Here is a 15,986-nt window from a genome sequence, read left to right as displayed (position 1 = left end):
TGGGGTAGTTACATCCTTTGCCATCGCCGGCCGCGGTAGCCTACCGGATCGGGGGGGCTGTAGCTGAGCCGGGGTAATTTGAAACCAGTCGGTATCTATCTGTTTTGGCTGGTAAAAAAATATTTGGTCAATTTGCTTGGAATACCAGTTGGAACGCTGCGTGGCCTGGATTTCGATGGAAGGTGCTTTTGAGCTCCGCCCCATCAACGAATCGGGATCGCATCTATCAAGCAAATGGTCACGCTGTTGATTGTCGCCCCTGCGCGTACGATGTCCCCATTCGCATGAATAGGGACTTCGACCAAACGCTAGCGTCAATGATTGCTGTGTTGGCTAAGCCGACTCTCGAAGTATTTCGCTGTCTCTTTGTCGGTGCAGTACAGGTAGCAACCCTTCATCCCGCGAGTCATCAGGGTTCGGTACGTATTTTTGATGATCAGGTCTGTTTCACTTTTCGCGAGGGTAGGTTGCTCTTTCATCATTTTTTTCCAGCCGCGAATCGATTTATCGTGCTTGTCGCGCTCATCTGGGGATGTCACGACCTTACCGTCACGTACGACTAGGTCTGGCCCGATGATGACTCCGATGTAGTCGACTTCCAAACCTTGGCAGGTATGAATGCAGCCAACCTGCTCAATGGAGTTCTCAGCGATGATCCATAGGCTGCCATCCTGATCCAGATTCCATTGGCGTTTGTAGTCACCAATCACGATATCAGCAGCGGCGGGATCTTTCTTGCTCAACCAAGGCCAGCAATAGCCCGCGACCACACGAGCTTTGTTTCCGTGGTTTTTCTCGTTGATGGCTTCATGCATCGCCTGAGGTGAGTCGAACACTTTAAACTCGTACTCTTGAGTCTCAAGCGTCGGATTTGCCGTCGAGCGAATGCCTAGCGTGTCATCCAGCCATGCCAGGTAACCGTCAGAACCACTGCAGCGAAACTGCGAAGACAGCGAGTGTTCTTCAACCATAGCGCCCTTGGCTTTCGCAAAGGCGCGAATCGCCTGCTTGCTGCCGATATCGCTCAAGGTTACACGCTGGTCCTCATCAATAAAGAAAATGGAGCATTTCGCTGAGTCAATCAGCTCCTTGATCTGGTTTTCCCCAAGGTTTCCATAAAGCCCGCTTTTCTCATTCAGCCGGTGAGCTTCGTCCACGATGAGCGCATCGAATGTGTTGGGCTCAGTGTCGATGAATGCCCCAGAGCCTGAAAAGAAATTCGAGAAATGGCTGCGCTTGATGGTGCCAACCAATTTGCTTTCGTAGACCTTGCGAGGGGCAGCATTCTTGGAGACGTATTTGCTCATCAGCTTCAATTCGGTGAGCTTCACCAGCAGATTGATAGCCAGAACAGTTTTTCCGGTGCCCGGTCCACCTTCGATGATCATCACCTTGGGTGCTTGGTCCGACGCCTCGCTTGCCGCCGCCAGCGCCGACTCAAAAATTGCTTTCTGATCGTCAATCAATACGAATTCGGGTTTGCCTTTCATCAACCCCCCGAGGGCTTCGGCTAGCGCCTTGGATGGGCGAATTTTTCCTTCGGACAGCTCGTAAAGAACCTCTTTGTTGTCGCCATGACGTATATGCTTCTTCAGAAAGGTTCTGAGTTTACTGAGCTCTTCCGGGCCTTTCAGAAACAGCGGAGCCTTGCTGATGTGGGGCTCATAGTGGGCTGAATCTATGACCCCGTCGCTGACGTAGTTATGGAGGTAGGCGCACGGACGGATTTCGATGCTTTTGTCATACACCGCCTCGTTGAAGCCTTCCAGCAGCGCTGCATAGGACCATACCTGATAGGACGGGTGAATGGTCTCAATGAGGCCGCCACCCAACGCCGTTTTGACGATGGCGTCTTTGGTTGTGGCGTTGGCCTTGCTCCATTGCTTCAGCTCGATCAGTACGGCCTTTTTTGCCTGGTTTTCGTCGCGACCGGTGAGTAGAAAGTCGATTCGCTTCGACGACTGCGGAATGTGCAATTCAATGGCCAGGCCTGCATCGCTCGGGAGGCCCTCATCTCTAAGGACCTTGGCCATGTACGTCAGGGACCCTTGCCACGACCTGATTTCCGAGGAGCCAACGTTCTTGCCGGTAGCTTCCTTGTAATGCCTGAGGATCACCTCCTCAATGTCATCGTTATCGTTGTCTTTAAGAAATTGCTGTTTGGTCGCAGCGTAAACGATCACGGGTTGTCCTTAGGTGTGTGTTGGTCAGAGTCGGTCGTACTTTTTGCTGGTGCTTCTGGCTTTATCTACGGGGTACTTCTGGCCATTCGAGGCGAGTTTCTGTGTCACCGCCTCGTTGAGGTCAATGCCAAGTACGCTGCTCAGGCGAACCAGGTACATCAGTACATCCGCCAGCTCATCCTTGATGGCTTGGCCAATTTCGGGATTTGTTGCGGCGGAGATCGAATCGGCATCGCTCATCCATTGGAAAATCTCGCACAGTTCGCCTACCTCGCCAGTGAGAGCCAGGATGAGATTTTTGGGGGAGTGGAATTGCTGCCAGTCGCGATCATCTGCGAACCGCTGAAGGGATGCGGCGAGTTTCACTACGTCAATGAGTGGCGTGGATGAGCTATCGGAGTCTCTCACGGGGCTATCTCTTGAGTATCAGTAGGGCAAAAAATGTGTAGGAAATCCGGCATTGGATTGTAAGAGTTTTCGGTACCCGCGAGGTTTTTTTGTGATTTTCTCTCACTCGCTGTCTTCTGGCCGAATTGCTTACCAGCGTCTGCTATATCCTTTGAGCGTGGCGAAATGGACCGGCTACAAACAGGTCTTACAGTACCTGTCGGCGGAGGGGGGAGCACGGTTTGCTGAAGCAACCGTCATGCTCACCGGCCAGCTTCCCTCTCTTCATCCGGTTCGTTTGTTTGCAGATAGAGCTGCAGCGCTTCCATGCGAGGGGGCGCTGTCTGATTGCTGCCAATTTGCAGGGCGGATGAGGAGGACGTTCTGCTGGTGTTGCAACGAAGCCCTTCATCTTGCACCTGCTCGTGCAGTCGTGCGAGGTCGGAAGGTTCCAATTGTGGAGCGGCTAGACTGTCGACAACCTGCACCGTTTCTGGTTTCGCACGTTACGACTAAGTAGTGGCTGTCGCGGTGACACACGATAATTCTGTCGACGACCAATGTTGCGCTCGGTAGCGGCGCACGGCGTGATTTAGGGAGATAGACGAGCGGTTGTTGGCCGTTAGGGCCCGGTTTTCGCGAGGCTGGTATTGAGAGGATTTTTGTACCCCATAGGGTATCTATAAAAAATCAGCTAGTTATGGTTTTCTGTCGAGTCGAATCGGGAGTTTTTGAGCTCCAGTTAGAGCTATTATCGGCGCTTTAAATGCTACGTGGGCAAAAGTAGAAATCGTCCTATCGCTTCCGATCGCGGATAGTAGTTACAAGCCAAGAGCGATTTCTCAACACTGTCTGTCAGAACAGTAAGGTTTGAACCATTTGCGTCGAGCAGTTTTTAATGCGACCGTATTCATAGGCCATTCAGCCATCCGCGGGGTTACAGCTGGACAGCCATCACACGTCAATGCGATCATGGCTCTATCTCGTCATCTTGCCAACCCGACTGACTCTGGCTGCTCAAACGCAGCATATCGTTATGTGGCGAAAGGGTGTGAGCAGCCTAAAAGGTCAGCGAGAGATGATATTCAGCGAGGACGAACAATTGAATTTTAAGGAATTTGACCCAAGTATCGGCGCAGACGGATACTGTAGTGCGATACGAAATGTTTTATTCCCCAGCTCTAAGCCAACTACTTTAGATATAGCGGCTCTAAGTATCAAGTATCGTATATATGTTAGGGGGTCGATTTTTTCTAGAGTGCGCCCCATCGACAATTCCCTCATTGATAAGTTCCTTAAAGAGCACGTCACCCGTAAAGAATTTTTCCCGGCTACGCGCAGTGTAAAGGATGCATCAATAGGGCGTTTTAATGCTCAGGGTGTAAGGAAGCTTTATTTAGCAGACCATCCTTATGTCGCGCTGAAAGAGTGCGGTATCGAGCCTGGGCAACACTTTTTGTTCAGCTACTTTAGCTTCAGTGCCGATACATACTTTATGGACGCGGAGCTGAATGAAACAAAATTCTCCAAGATATTACATGACCTTTTTCAGAGCGAAGACCGACGATTTTATGAAGTTATAAATCGAGTGTATGAAAGCTACCTAGATTATCCAGAGTTCCAAGGGCTAGCTTACAGTTCAGCGAGGGTTCAAAAAAACTATCATGATCCAGTTTGGGGGGAGATTGACTCCACAACTAACCTCGTCATGAAGGAAGACCATATGCCCTCTGCCGAACTACTAGGGGGGTGGCTGGCTTTATGTGACGAAAAGTACCGCCCTAGATATCTTCGAATATTCATCCCGAACAATCCAAAGAAGAAGCAGAAGCTTGTGTCAACAAGTTATCAAGGGAGCAAATCGAAGTTTATTTCACTTACTCAGGAGTTGATAAGAAAAACTCGGGACACAAAACGCAAATCTGTAAATCGCATTAAAAACAAAGAATATGCTGATCCGGAGATGAGTCCAGTAAAAGTATTAATTAAGGATTGAACGCGTAAAATACCACGCACGTATTTAAAGGAAACCTCGGAAGTGATCTGGAGCGCTAAGGACTTAACGATTTTTCGGCAAGTACTGCCATCCAGTGACCGCAATGGATCAATCGAAGTCTATCGAGACTACTAAAATTAGAACCTGCCCTACAGATTTAGCGTCCATGTGGTTTAGCTATATGGTCTGAATAGCAATGTCGCGTTATCTCGCTGAGTCGGCCTGGCTATGCTAATAAAACTAAGCCAAGGCTTTCTCTGCTAGGAGCGAGATAACTCTCACTGTAAGCGACTATAGTAGAAGCTCAGGATAAATTATTTCTTCTGTGCGATGCTATGTAAAAGAGTTGAAAGTGGGCTGTTCTCATCGAGCTCATACTTGTCCCGATCATAATCTTCACCAATTACCGGCATATTTCTGAGTTCGTACCGCAGAGAAGAAACCTCATAAACGGCTTCACTACCAGAAACTGGAATGAAGGCATCTGCAACAAAGCAAGTTAAATTTACCCCCTCCCCGACACTACTTTTAAATACTAATCCTTCAAAACCCTCAAGCCTAAGAGCATCGCTAAATAATTGTGTTATACTATAAAGATAGCGGTGTTCGGGTTGCACTGGGACATTTAGCAAGTCAGCAATAGACAAAATGTCTCTCAACTGCTCAAGCTTGCTATCACTAAGAAAATTTCGGACATCAAAACTTGCAAAATTAGCAACTTTAAGGTCGCGAGTTGAACGGAAACTTGAGGTCGAAACAAGATGACCAGGATGAGGTCTCAGTTCAGATACAGCAGTATTGGCATCAGAGGCTAGATACAAAACTGAAACCCTCGTACGATTGAATCGCCCTTCTGTTGCCAGATGCAATGGCGGTCGATCAATATCAGCTGAATGATAAGCCTGATATTTATACTCTGTTGGGTAGCCAGGCTCATTAAAGACTGGGGAAAACCGTGAACTGACACCTACGCGACTTCGAAAAAATTCAGATCCCGCTGGAATAATTTGCACAAGGTATGTGGAAAGAGTCTTCAGCTTATCCCTTACAACTGATTCTATTTCAAAATGATTGTTTTTGAGCGCGCTATTTACCAGTCGGCGCACAAAACCGCTATGACTCCCTCGTACTGCATCGAGGATACCGCCATCCCAATAGCCACCTCCAAGAGTAATATCTTCCTCTGACTCAGGATACCACCCTAGATCTTGCTCAATGGCACACCAGATTTCATCCGGAAGAGGATAGTCAGTGTTATTATCAAAATCAAAAATCACTTTGCCTTTAGACATTAAATTGTATAGTGAGCCACCCCCGATATGTTCATTGTAATGCCACTCAGAATAATTAACCCTTATCAGCGCTCTAACTATTTGTTTAATCCTTCGATCCTCAGCGCTAAGTGTCCGGACATTTTTTCTCTTGCACGTCGGGCAGCGCTGAGCACGAACACCTCTATGTTGAATCTCTAATCTTAATTCGTTATCACTTGCGCAAAACTCGCAAAAATGAGTTTTATCGACCATTGAGCTATCCATTAAGGATTTATTGACCCTACTATCTCACGATAAAATGAAAGTGCTAAGAAACGGCACGCAACAACATCCATAGTGCTGTTTGTAAAATAAAGCAGATATATATTTGATGCGCCTAGGAGCTCAATCACCATAGCTAATCAACCATCGATCAGCGTCATCTCCACAGTTTGGTAAAAGCCAGGACGACATGCAAAATCACTTCGCTTCGATTGTCATACTAAGTCCAGAGTTAGCCATGGGTCCACCTACTAAGCAGCACGCACTGAAGCCTGCAGAGGAAGCATTTTTTTAAGGGCTTCCCTATACATACCGTTATAACCTCCTTCACATATCGTTGTGATTACAACGTTTACACCAAAGGACTCCAATAAGCCTTTCTTTTCATCATTCAGATCATGGGAGTAATAATATATTTCATTATTTACGAGGTTTTCGGCAGCAAACCGCGCCCGTTTATTCAAAAGCCACCACAGATCGGTCTCGCTGTAATCCATGCCAAAACCAACTATGTGCACATCCGAGGAAAAAAATAAATCAACCCAAGATGTGTGGCAAAAAACGTTATCCGTTAATTTGTCTTTCATCGACTTAACCTGCACCAGCTGTCCGTCAACAGAGTGCTTATACGTACCTTTTACGTAAGAATCTATTTTGCCTAAAGATCCACCATAATGATCGAGCCCGAGCATGATTGACTTTGGGCTATCAATCTCTCCATGAATATTCCAAAGGTATTTCGCACCATCACCAACCGTATACCTACGCTTTCTTCTCAGGCTATAGATTTCTTCCGAACTCATTTTCTCTGGGGATACTCCGATCGCCTTTTCGAAAGCATAGTCATAATTTGTCGTAAGGTAGTTTTCAAAATCCATCTTTGCTAACAGTTCGAAGATTTCATTCGACTCCTGCCCCACAAGAGAATCTGCAATTTTTACTTTGAGTTCTGACTCGTCATACCTGCCGTCCTGAAATCCCTTATTCTTATCCATAAAAATTCTTTCATACACCATAGTGTACGGCAAGTTTCCATTGTCGAAAGAATTCGAGCCCTTTAGTTCGTTTAACAATCCCTCCCAACTCACGGCGTTTCTTGAGAGCCTGTTTAAACCATTTCCATACAAAACTGTGTTAGTCATTCAAAATCCCAATAGTCACTTAGTCAGGCCCAGAGCAACTTCCCGTTTGCCAAGCCGCGCCCAGTACCGCCTAGCACACCCCAGATGTACAGCATTATATACGAGCGGGATACGGTAAGAGAATATGTTCTAGGCCATGATCATGCTCCATCTTTATTTTTGGAGGGGCACAGCATGTCGTCAGGGCAGGCAGATAGCTCGGACTAGCGGATGTACTCCGAACTGTAATAGTTTAGAAATCTCAAGCATGCTACCTTGGTCGACAAATCTTTGTAAGCGCTCCATGAACCCCACATAACCAAAGATGGGCAGCGCACCTAGCTGGGTATTTGAGGTGTGCAATTCCATGGCAGTAGCGCTTCGTAGTCTTCGACTGAGCACGCCTGCGGCAGGCGTTCCAGTGCGTGGCGCAGCCACACATAGGGTTCTTGGCTGTTGGCTTTGGCCGTTTCTACCAAGCTGTAAAGTTGTGCGCTGGCAGTGGCACCTTTGGGCGTGTCACTGAACAACCAGTTCTTTCTCCCGATGACAAACGGGCGGATCGCACGCTCAGCCGCGTTGTTGTCCATCGGCAAGTAGCCGTGCTCGACGTAGCGTTCCAATTTGCTCCAGTTGCTGGCCAAGTAACCGATGGCCTTGCCCAAGGCATTCTGCGTCGTGACCTGAGGTTGCGTTTTCTCTACCCAGTTTTTCAGCTGAGTCAGCAATGGCAGGCTGCGCTCCATGCGGGCAACCTTACGATCTTCGTCGTCACTGTCCTTCAAGTCGCGCTCGACGCCATAGAGCTTATTGATCAGGTTCAATGCGATGTCAGCGCGTCCTGTTTTGCCCTTGGGCTGTACTTTCTGCGCTTCGACGAACTTGCGGCGCGCGTGCGCCCAGCAGCCCAATCGCTCCAGCCCGTCCTGTGCGGCCAGCGCGTAGTAACCGGCGTAGTCGTCGGTCATGACATAGCCGCGATAGCCGTCCAGCAGGCGCACCGGCACCTCCTGCGCTCGGCTGGTGGCGTAGTCGAAAAGGATCACCGGGCGATCAGGTGGGCCGCCGGTTTGCACCCACATCCAGGATTGGCTGCTGGGCTCACGACCAGGCTCTTTCAACACCTGCACACGTGTTTCATCACAGTGGATGATCCGACTGTTCAACAGGCTTTCGCGCATCAGATTCAGCAGCGGCTGAAAGTGCTCGCTGCATTGAATCACCCAGCGTGCCAGGGTCTGGCGCGGGATATCGATACCGTGACGCCCCAGCACTTTTTCGAAGCGGTGAAGCGGCAAGCCGTCTACGTATTTGGTGGTCAGCAGCATGGCCAGCACACTCGGGCTGGCCATGCTTTTCTCGATCATCTGGGCGGGCTTGTCCGCCGTTACGGGCGCTGACTCGCAGTCCCGGCAGCCGTACACCTTGCGAACATGTTTGATGACGCGAATCTGCATCGGGACGATTTCAAGTTGTTCGCTGACTTCTTCACCGATGGCATGTTTACGGCAGCCACAAGCGCAGGTCAGTTCATGCTCGGGCAGTTCGTGGACAACTTCGATACGCGGCAAATCAGCTGGCAGCGGCTTGCGCTTGCCACGGCGTTTGGTTGGCGCAACGACTTCTTCGTCGTCAGCCTCATCCAAGGGCTCGGCCAGGCTTTCCGCTTCGTCGAAGAGTGGCAACTGTGGTGTCGCCGCATCGCCAGTCTGCTCGGTCTTGCGCCCGAACAAGCGCTGGCGCAACAACGCAACTTCCTCTTCGAGATGAACGATCTTGCCCTTGTCGGACGCGCGCTCGTGGATCATCTGCTCAAGCAGTTGCTTGAGCAGAACAGGATCGTCAGGGAGGTTTTCGGGCATGGAAATCATGCCGCGGATTATACCGAATCAGGCGACGTATCGAGGCGTCAAAACCTGATGCGGACGGTTGCGCCAGAGGTCGAAGCCATCGAGTAGCCAGTTCAGTTCCTGAACGGTCAGGACAATGGCGACGTCAGTCGGATCGGGTGAAGTTTTGAAACTGTCGGACTCCAGGCGTTTGAGCCAGAGGCAGAAGCCGTTGCGTTCCCAATACAGGATCTTCACGCGGTTGCGCGGCTTGTTGAGGAAGACGAAAAGCACTGGGTCGAACACCGCCACCTTGATATCGAGTTCGACCAGCGCGGCCAGGCCATCGATGGATTTTCGAAAGTCGACAGGCTTGGGGTAGAGGTACACTTTTTCGACTTTGGCGTCGGGTCGCATCATGGTCGGCGAGCTCCAGAAAGAAATCGGGAGCACAGCATCGGGTATCAGGTAAGCGCTTTGAATGTGGGGTTCATGGAGCGCTTACGAAGACCGCATCTCTCGGCGTTGATCGATTGGAGTGACAGGGGCCAAGCGGCTGACGCTGGCCCCTTGAAGCATCGCGGTGCGTGATTCAACGCATCATGCCGAGTTCAGCATCATCCAGTAGCGCTTTGCCCAAAGCACAGAGGTAATGCGCCGCCCAGATCAGTTTGGGCTTGTCTTCCATCAGCCCATCGATGGTCAGGTCCCGCGCGTAGCCCATCAGTTCCGAAGCCTGTTCGCGGGCGTTCTGGCAAGGAATGCCGGCTTCGATGCGGAACAGTGGGTGGGTCTGGTTTTCGCCTTGAAAGAAGATGGTTTTACCAACTGTGCATTGGGTGTCTTCGGTTGTCATTGATCAATCTCCCTGGTTCTGCTGATGCGCCGGTGAGCCGGGCTTCCACAGTTTTTCCGCTCGGTATGCGAATCAATGCATCGGTTGCGGGTTGGCTGTTTGCTGTATTTGCGTCAGCGCGGATTCGAGTAGCCGCCGCAGGGTTTCAAGCTCGTGCATCGAGGCCATGATCAAAACCGATGCGGGTGACTTGGGCTGCATCAGTATTGCCTGCTGGGCTACGGCTTCTGCACAGAGCGCGTAGTCCGAGGCCATCATGATCGTGTCTTCCAGGGAGTGGAGGTGATGGGGTGGGTCAGGGACTATCTTTAGCATGGCGTGGCTCCTGTCGTAGTGAAGCAACCACCCACCGCGGCTAAACAGTAAGGTGGCAACTGTACGCGGGTTAGCCGACCGGGACGTCAGGCACCCGGCGCACCCGAAGGTGCCCCACGCACAGCCGCCATAAAGCGCCAATGCCGATTGCTCGGAATTGCACGGCTGTGTTGTCTGACGATAGCGGGCGGCTAAACCCGGTCGTTGAATGCCAACGACACGTCGAGACTAGAGACCGTATTTAACGTGTGCAACGGAAAACAGGCGCAGGCAGTATCTTTGGGAAACGCCCTACAAGAAAGGGGTTAAATCCGATTTTTTCGACCCGCAGCGCCTAAATACCAGGCACAAAAAAAGACGCCCGAGGGCGTCTTCTTCTTTTGATTTGGTGGAGCCGGGGGGATTTGAACCCCCGTCCGCCAGTACTCCGCTGTCGGTACTACATGCTTAGCCGTGTCTACTGATTTAATCCGCAGCCGCCCGACGGGCAGGGTGCTTTGGATGAGTTGTGTAAGTTTTAGTCACTTCGCCCACAACGTGCTACGCGACGATCCTGTTCTGTATGACAATCATTTCGGGTTTACAGGCATCCCCTAGTGATTGCTGGAGCCGAAGCTACCAGAAGCAAAGGTCACTTACGCTGCGAGAGCGTAGGATTCCTCGCCGTAGGTTTCGTCATTGGCAACTATAGAAGTTGCAACAGTGGATTTACGAGTTCTGTTACCAACTCGGCATGCACCTAGAGTTTCGCTACCGGCGTCGAATCCTAATCGGCCCCGCACTAGCTCTTGGCTAACGCACCTTACGGCGCGTAGGACGGAGTATACGCCATTGCGCGGGCGACGTCGACAGCCGGTCCAGTCGCCCGCTTTGGGGCTTATGCGCCGCCGTTGCCGCTACTGCTGCCTTTCTCGGTTTTTTCCAGGCGCTCCAGCACTTTGCTGGTAATGGCGATGCATTCCTTGGTGTCGCCCGAGGCCTGGGCGGCCTTGGCTTTGTCGACGTGCTCGGTGATGGCTTTGTCCAGGCCCTCGGAGGTGGCGCCGGCGGTGGCCATGCTGTCGTCGATTTTCTGCAGGTTGGTGGTGCAGAGGTCTTCGGCGGCGAACACCGGCGAAGCCAGCAGGGTGGCGGCCGCGAACAGGGCCGAAAGTGCGGTACCTTTCATGGGTGTCTCCTCTGGGGCCTCTGGAAGGTGGGCCTGTAAGGTGGACTGTGGGGGATTGGCGGGGGTTCAATCGGGATGTGTGGGGGGGCAGGTGCTCGGCGTGGGATGTTCGGGGCCTGGGAGATCGAGCGCCGCCCGCGCGGCGCATCGCGAGCTGCGCTCGCTCCTACGTTTGTTTCGGGCCAATTATTCCTGGGGGAATTGCGCGCGATCCCCTTGGCGCATGGCGCGATATCGCGTCGTACAAACAAGGCGGTCGCGCGCGGCTGTCACAGGCATGGCGCGATATCGCGTCGTACAAACAAGGCGGTCGCGCGCGGCTGTTACAGGCATGGCGCGATATCGCGTCGTACAAACAAGGCGGTCGCGCGCGCCTGTCACAGGCATAACTGGCCCGAAACAAACGTAGGAGCGAGCGCAGCTCGCGATGCGCCGCGCGGGCGGCGCTCGATCTCCCAGGCGCCACACCCCCCACGGCGAACGACCCCCACGGCGAACCCCCCCCGCCCTAAATACTGCGCGGCCGGGTGACGCGGTCTACCAGGTAAACCAAACCGTGATAGTCGATACCACTGTGGCTCGACAGGCCAATCTCGCAGGTGCGGCTGGTGGAAATACCTTCGCTGCAATACTGCACGGCGTCCTTCAGGCTGCGCAGCGAGTGGGCGTTCAACTCGGGGGTGGTAAAGCCTTTGTCACCGGCAAACCCGCAGCAATGAATGCCTTCCGGGATTACCACCTGTTTGCTGCAGCGCCGCGCCAGGTCGATCAAGGCCTGGCTTTCGCCCAGGTGCTGGGTGCTGCAGGTCACGTGCACGGCTACCGGTTCGTCCTGGGGGGTGAACTCCAGCCGGTCGAGCAAGTGAGTGCGGATGAAGCGCACCGGGTCGTACAGGTCCAGCCGGGTGTCGCCCAGGTCCTGCACCAGGCGCAGGGTGCAGGGGCTTGTGTCGCAATAAATCGGGTCGAGGCCGCCACGGCTGGCGTGCAGCAGGGCGGTGATCAGCTCCTGGCGCTTGTGTTCGGCCTGCTCGGGGTAGCCCTTGGAGGCGAACGGTTGGCCGCAGCACAGGCTGTCGGCGTTGTCGGGGAACACCACTTGGTAACCGGCCTTTTCCAGTAGGGCGCGGGTTTTGTCCAGCAGCGAGCTTTGCTCGCGGTCGGCATAGGCCGGGCCCATTACCCGGGAGACGCAGGCAGCCAGGTACACCACGCGGGGGCGGGCGTCGTTGCTGGTGGCGCCGAAGGCCAGTGGGCGCAGCGGTTGCGGCATGGCCGGGGTCCATTGGGGCAGGCGGTCTTTGCTGGCTTTGCTCAGCGAGGCGCTCAGGCGGCCCAGGCGCGGGGCGCCAAGCAGCTTGCGTGCGGTATTGGCGGCGGTCAGGGTCAGGCGCGCACCGCTTAGGGCGGTGTGGAAATGCTCGGCCAGCCAGTCGGCGGTTTTAGCGTGGTCGGCGGCCTGGCTGCGCAGTTTCTTCACCAGCTCGCCGGTGTTGATGCCGACCGGGCAGCGCTGGGCGCACAGGCCGGTAGCGGCGCAGGTGTCGATGCCCTGGTACTGGTAGCTTTGCATCAGTGCGCGGGTATCGATGCCGGCGCGTTGCTTGGCCTGGATGTCACGCCACATGACGATGCGCTGGCGCGGGCTGAGGGTCAGGCCCTTGGACGGGCACACCGGTTCGCAGAAGCCGCACTCGATGCACTTGTCGACGATTTCGTCGGCGGCAGGCAGCGGCTTGAGGTTTTTCAGGTGGATATCCGGGTCGTCGCTCAACACCACGTCGGGGTTGAGGATGCCGTTGGGGTCGAGCAGGCGCTTGAGCTTCCACATCAGCTGGTAGGCGTCGTGCCCCCACTCCAGCTCCACGAAGGGCGCCATGTTGCGCCCGGTGCCGTGCTCGGCCTTGAGCGAGCCGCCGAACTCCACCGCCACCAGCTGCGCCACGTCGTCCATGAACGCCTGGTAACGGGCGACTTCTTCGGCGCTGTTGAACCCCTGGGTAAAGACGAAGTGCAGGTTGCCTTCCAGCGCGTGGCCGAAAATGATCGCTTCGTCATAGTGGTGCTTGTCGAACAGCTGGATCAGGCGGTTGACGCCTTCGGCCAGTTGCTCGACGGGGAAGGTCACGTCTTCGATGATGACCGTGGTGCCGGTCTGGCGCACGGCACCGACGGCGGGGAAGGTGTCCTTGCGGATTTTCCACAACTGGTTGTACACGGCCGGGTCTTCGCTGAAGTCCACCTGCTGTTCCAGGGGGAAGTCGGCGATCGAGGCCATGATCTGCTGCAGTTGCTCGTGCAACAGGCTTTGGCTGGCGGCGCGGGATTCGATCAGCAGGGCGCAGGCATTGTCCGACAGACCTTTTACCCACAGCGGCATGCCGGGCATGTTCTGCACCGAGCGCAGGCTGCGGCGGTCGAGCAGTTCCACAGCCGAGACCGGCTGCTGCTTGAGCACGGGTACCGCGCGGCAGCAGCTTTCGACGCTGGGGAACACCAGCAGGGCGCTGGCCTTGTGCGGGTGGTCGGGCACGGTGTCGTAGGTGACGGCGCTGATGAAGCCCAGGGTGCCTTCGGAGCCGACCAGCAGGTGCTGCAAAATGTCCAGCGGCTGGTCGTAGTCCACCAGTGCGTTCAGTGACAGGCCCGTGGTGTTCTTCAGCCGGTATTTGTGCCGGATGCGTTCGGCCAGCGCGGTGTTGGCGCGGGTTTCGCGGCCCAGGCGGGCCAGTGCTTCCAGCAGTTCGGCGTGGCTGCTTTCGAAGGCGGCCACGCTGGCCGGGTCTTCGCTGTCCAGGCGGGTGCCGTCAGCCAGCACCAGGCGCAGGCCCGCCAGGGTGTGGTAGGTGTTCTGCGCGGTGCCGCAGCACATGCCACTGGCGTTGTTGGCGACGATGCCGCCGATCTTGCAGGCGTTGATCGAGGCCGGGTCGGGGCCGATCTTGCGCCCGAAGGGGGCCAGCCAGGCGTTGGCCTGGGCGCCGATCACGCCGGGTTGCAGGCGAATCTGCTCGCCCTGGCGACGGATTTCGCGGCCGTTCCAGTTATCGCCGAGCACGATCAGCACCGAGTCGCTGATGGCCTGGCCAGACAGGCTGGTGCCGGCAGCGCGGAAGGTGACCGGCACCCGCTCGCGCTGGGCCAGTTTGATCAGGCCGACCACTTCATCCTCGGACTCGACGCGCACCACCAGCTTGGGGATCAAGCGGTAGAAGCTGGCGTCGGTGCCGAAGGCCAGGGTGGAGGTGGGGTCGTCGAAGCGGCGTTCGGCGGGGATCAGGCGCTCGGCATCACGCAGGAACGCGGCGGGCAGGCTCATGCAGTCTCCTCGCGGGGCTGTGGCGTCTGTGCACTACATGCCCCGGGTCATTCAGGCGGTGGTTCTTGCAGGCGTTCAGGCGCCCAGTTCGCGTACCAGCGAGTCGCGGGTGATCTCGCTGATCGACTTGGCACCGGTCAGCACCATGGCCACGCGCATTTCCTTTTCGAACAGCTCAAGCAGGTTTTTCACGCCGGCCTGGCCATGCACGGCAAGGGCATAGAGGAAGGCGCGACCGATCAGTACGGTGTCGGCACCCAGGGCGATCATGCGCACCACGTCCAGGCCGCTGCGAATGCCCGAGTCGGCCAGGATCTTCAGGTCGCCTTTGACCGCGTCGGCAATTGCCGGCAGGGCGCGGGCGCTGGACAGCACGCCGTCGAGCTGGCGGCCGCCGTGGTTGGACACCACGATACCGTCGGCACCGAACTTGACCGCATCGCGGGCGTCATCGGCATCGAGAATGCCCTTGATGATCATCGGGCCGTCCCAGAACTCACGGATCCACTCCAGGTCTTTCCAGGAAATGGACGGGTCGAAGTTGTTGCCCAGCCAGCCGATGTAGTCGGCAAGGCCGGTGGGGTTGCCACGGTATTTGGAGATGTTGCCCAGGTCATGCGGGCGGCCCATCACGCCCACATCCCATGCCCACTCGGGGTGGGTCATGGCTTGCAGCACGCGGCGCAGCGGGCCGTTCTTGCCGCTCATGCCGGAGTGGGCGTCGCGGTAGCGGGCACCGGGCACGGGCATGTCGACGGTGAACACCAGGGTCTTGACGCCAGCGGCCTTGGCGCGCTCCAGGGCATTGCGCATGAAGCCGCGGTCCTTGAGTACATACAGCTGGAACCACATTGGCCGGTCGATGGCGGGCGCCACTTCTTCGATTGGGCACACCGACACGGTCGACATGGTGAACGGGATGCCATGGGCCGCCGCTGCGCGTGCGGCCTGCACTTCGCCACGGCGGGCGTACATGCCGGTGAGGCCGACCGGGGCCAGGGCCACCGGCATGCTCAGGGTTTCGTCGAACAGCTTGGTTTCCAGGCTGAGCTCGGACATGTTGTTCAGCACGCGCTGGCGCAGGGCGATGCCAGCCAGGTCCGACACGTTGTGGCGCAGGGTGTGCTCGGCGTAGGCGCCGCCGTCAGCGTAGTGGAACAGGAAGGGGGGCAGCTTGCGTTGGGCCGCGGCGCGATAGTCGGTAGAGGCAGAAATGATCATGGATTCTCGCAGCGTTGCTTGTGGGAGTGCCGGGCGCGCGACGGCGCCCGGCCCCT

At 55.3% G+C, this 15,986-nt stretch carries 12 protein-coding genes and 1 other RNA gene; 1 reads left to right on the top strand and 12 read right to left on the bottom strand.

The window, feature by feature from the left end; all coding sequences use genetic code 11:
• Nucleotides 1–314: 314 nt before the first annotated feature.
• Together ACF8EA_RS11490 and ACF8EA_RS11485 are read right to left on the bottom strand one after the other, a co-directional pair.
• On the bottom strand, nt 315–2,183 hold the full coding sequence (locus tag ACF8EA_RS11490; RefSeq protein WP_392522069.1) for a DNA/RNA helicase domain-containing protein: 1,869 nt from the start codon (nt 2,181–2,183) through the stop codon (nt 315–317).
• A gap of 24 nt (nt 2,184–2,207) precedes the next feature.
• Nucleotides 2,208–2,591 (bottom strand): nucleotide pyrophosphohydrolase, encoded by a 384-nt coding sequence (locus ACF8EA_RS11485; protein ID WP_392522067.1) that lies wholly within the window; start codon nt 2,589–2,591, stop codon nt 2,208–2,210.
• A 1,030-nt stretch (nt 2,592–3,621) separates the two neighbouring features.
• Here ACF8EA_RS11485 and ACF8EA_RS11480 point away from each other — a divergent pair.
• A complete protein-coding gene (locus ACF8EA_RS11480) occupies nt 3,622–4,566 on the top strand; it encodes a hypothetical protein (protein WP_392522065.1) in 945 nt (314 codons plus the stop codon).
• Between the two features lie 314 nt (nt 4,567–4,880).
• On the opposite strand, the gene ACF8EA_RS11475 is transcribed toward ACF8EA_RS11480, so the two are convergent.
• The 10 genes from ACF8EA_RS11475 to lldD all read right to left on the bottom strand — a co-directional run bounded on the left by ACF8EA_RS11475 (nt 4,881) and on the right by lldD (nt 15,930).
• Nucleotides 4,881–6,092, bottom strand: a complete 1,212-nt coding sequence (locus ACF8EA_RS11475) for an RES family NAD+ phosphorylase (RefSeq protein ID WP_392522064.1) — start codon at nt 6,090–6,092, stop codon at nt 4,881–4,883.
• Nucleotides 6,093–6,352: 260 nt separating this feature from the next.
• A complete protein-coding gene (locus tag ACF8EA_RS11470; RefSeq protein WP_392522062.1) occupies nt 6,353–7,243 on the bottom strand; it encodes an SIR2 family protein in 891 nt (296 codons plus the stop codon).
• 317 nt (nt 7,244–7,560) lie between these two features.
• A complete protein-coding gene (locus tag ACF8EA_RS11465) occupies nt 7,561–9,093 on the bottom strand; it encodes an IS66-like element ISPpu13 family transposase (protein ID WP_392522060.1) in 1,533 nt (510 codons plus the stop codon).
• Nucleotides 9,094–9,111: 18 nt separating this feature from the next.
• Nucleotides 9,112–9,471, bottom strand: coding sequence for an IS66 family insertion sequence element accessory protein TnpB (gene tnpB / locus ACF8EA_RS11460; RefSeq protein WP_392522059.1), 360 nt, complete (start codon nt 9,469–9,471; stop codon nt 9,112–9,114).
• A gap of 172 nt (nt 9,472–9,643) precedes the next feature.
• Nucleotides 9,644–9,907, bottom strand: a complete 264-nt coding sequence (locus ACF8EA_RS11455) for a DUF3077 domain-containing protein (protein WP_003249898.1) — start codon at nt 9,905–9,907, stop codon at nt 9,644–9,646.
• A 72-nt stretch (nt 9,908–9,979) separates the two neighbouring features.
• Nucleotides 9,980–10,222 (bottom strand): hypothetical protein, encoded by a 243-nt coding sequence (locus ACF8EA_RS11450; RefSeq protein ID WP_003249899.1) that lies wholly within the window; start codon nt 10,220–10,222, stop codon nt 9,980–9,982.
• A 386-nt stretch (nt 10,223–10,608) separates the two neighbouring features.
• Nucleotides 10,609–11,000, bottom strand: a transfer-messenger RNA (tmRNA) gene (gene ssrA, locus ACF8EA_RS11445).
• A gap of 99 nt (nt 11,001–11,099) precedes the next feature.
• Nucleotides 11,100–11,390 carry a hypothetical protein gene (locus ACF8EA_RS11440; protein ID WP_084852304.1) on the bottom strand — a complete coding sequence of 97 codons (291 nt, stop codon included), beginning with the start codon at nt 11,388–11,390 and terminating at the stop codon, nt 11,100–11,102.
• A 508-nt stretch (nt 11,391–11,898) separates the two neighbouring features.
• Nucleotides 11,899–14,709 carry an FAD-binding and (Fe-S)-binding domain-containing protein gene (locus ACF8EA_RS11435; protein WP_392522057.1) on the bottom strand — a complete coding sequence of 937 codons (2,811 nt, stop codon included), beginning with the start codon at nt 14,707–14,709 and terminating at the stop codon, nt 11,899–11,901.
• A gap of 75 nt (nt 14,710–14,784) precedes the next feature.
• The gene (gene lldD, locus ACF8EA_RS11430; protein WP_021784340.1) at nt 14,785–15,930 is read right to left on the bottom strand and encodes an FMN-dependent L-lactate dehydrogenase LldD; all 1,146 of its coding nucleotides are present in this window, start codon (nt 15,928–15,930) and stop codon (nt 14,785–14,787) included.
• Nucleotides 15,931–15,986 lie beyond the last annotated feature (56 nt).

The sequence above is a fragment of the Pseudomonas sp. YQ_5 genome (assembly GCF_043103305.1).
Lineage (GTDB): Bacteria > Pseudomonadota > Gammaproteobacteria > Pseudomonadales > Pseudomonadaceae > Aquipseudomonas > Aquipseudomonas putida_Y.
The sequence above is the reverse complement of the archived record's forward strand: the minus strand, read 5'-3'. Positions and strand labels throughout refer to the sequence as shown.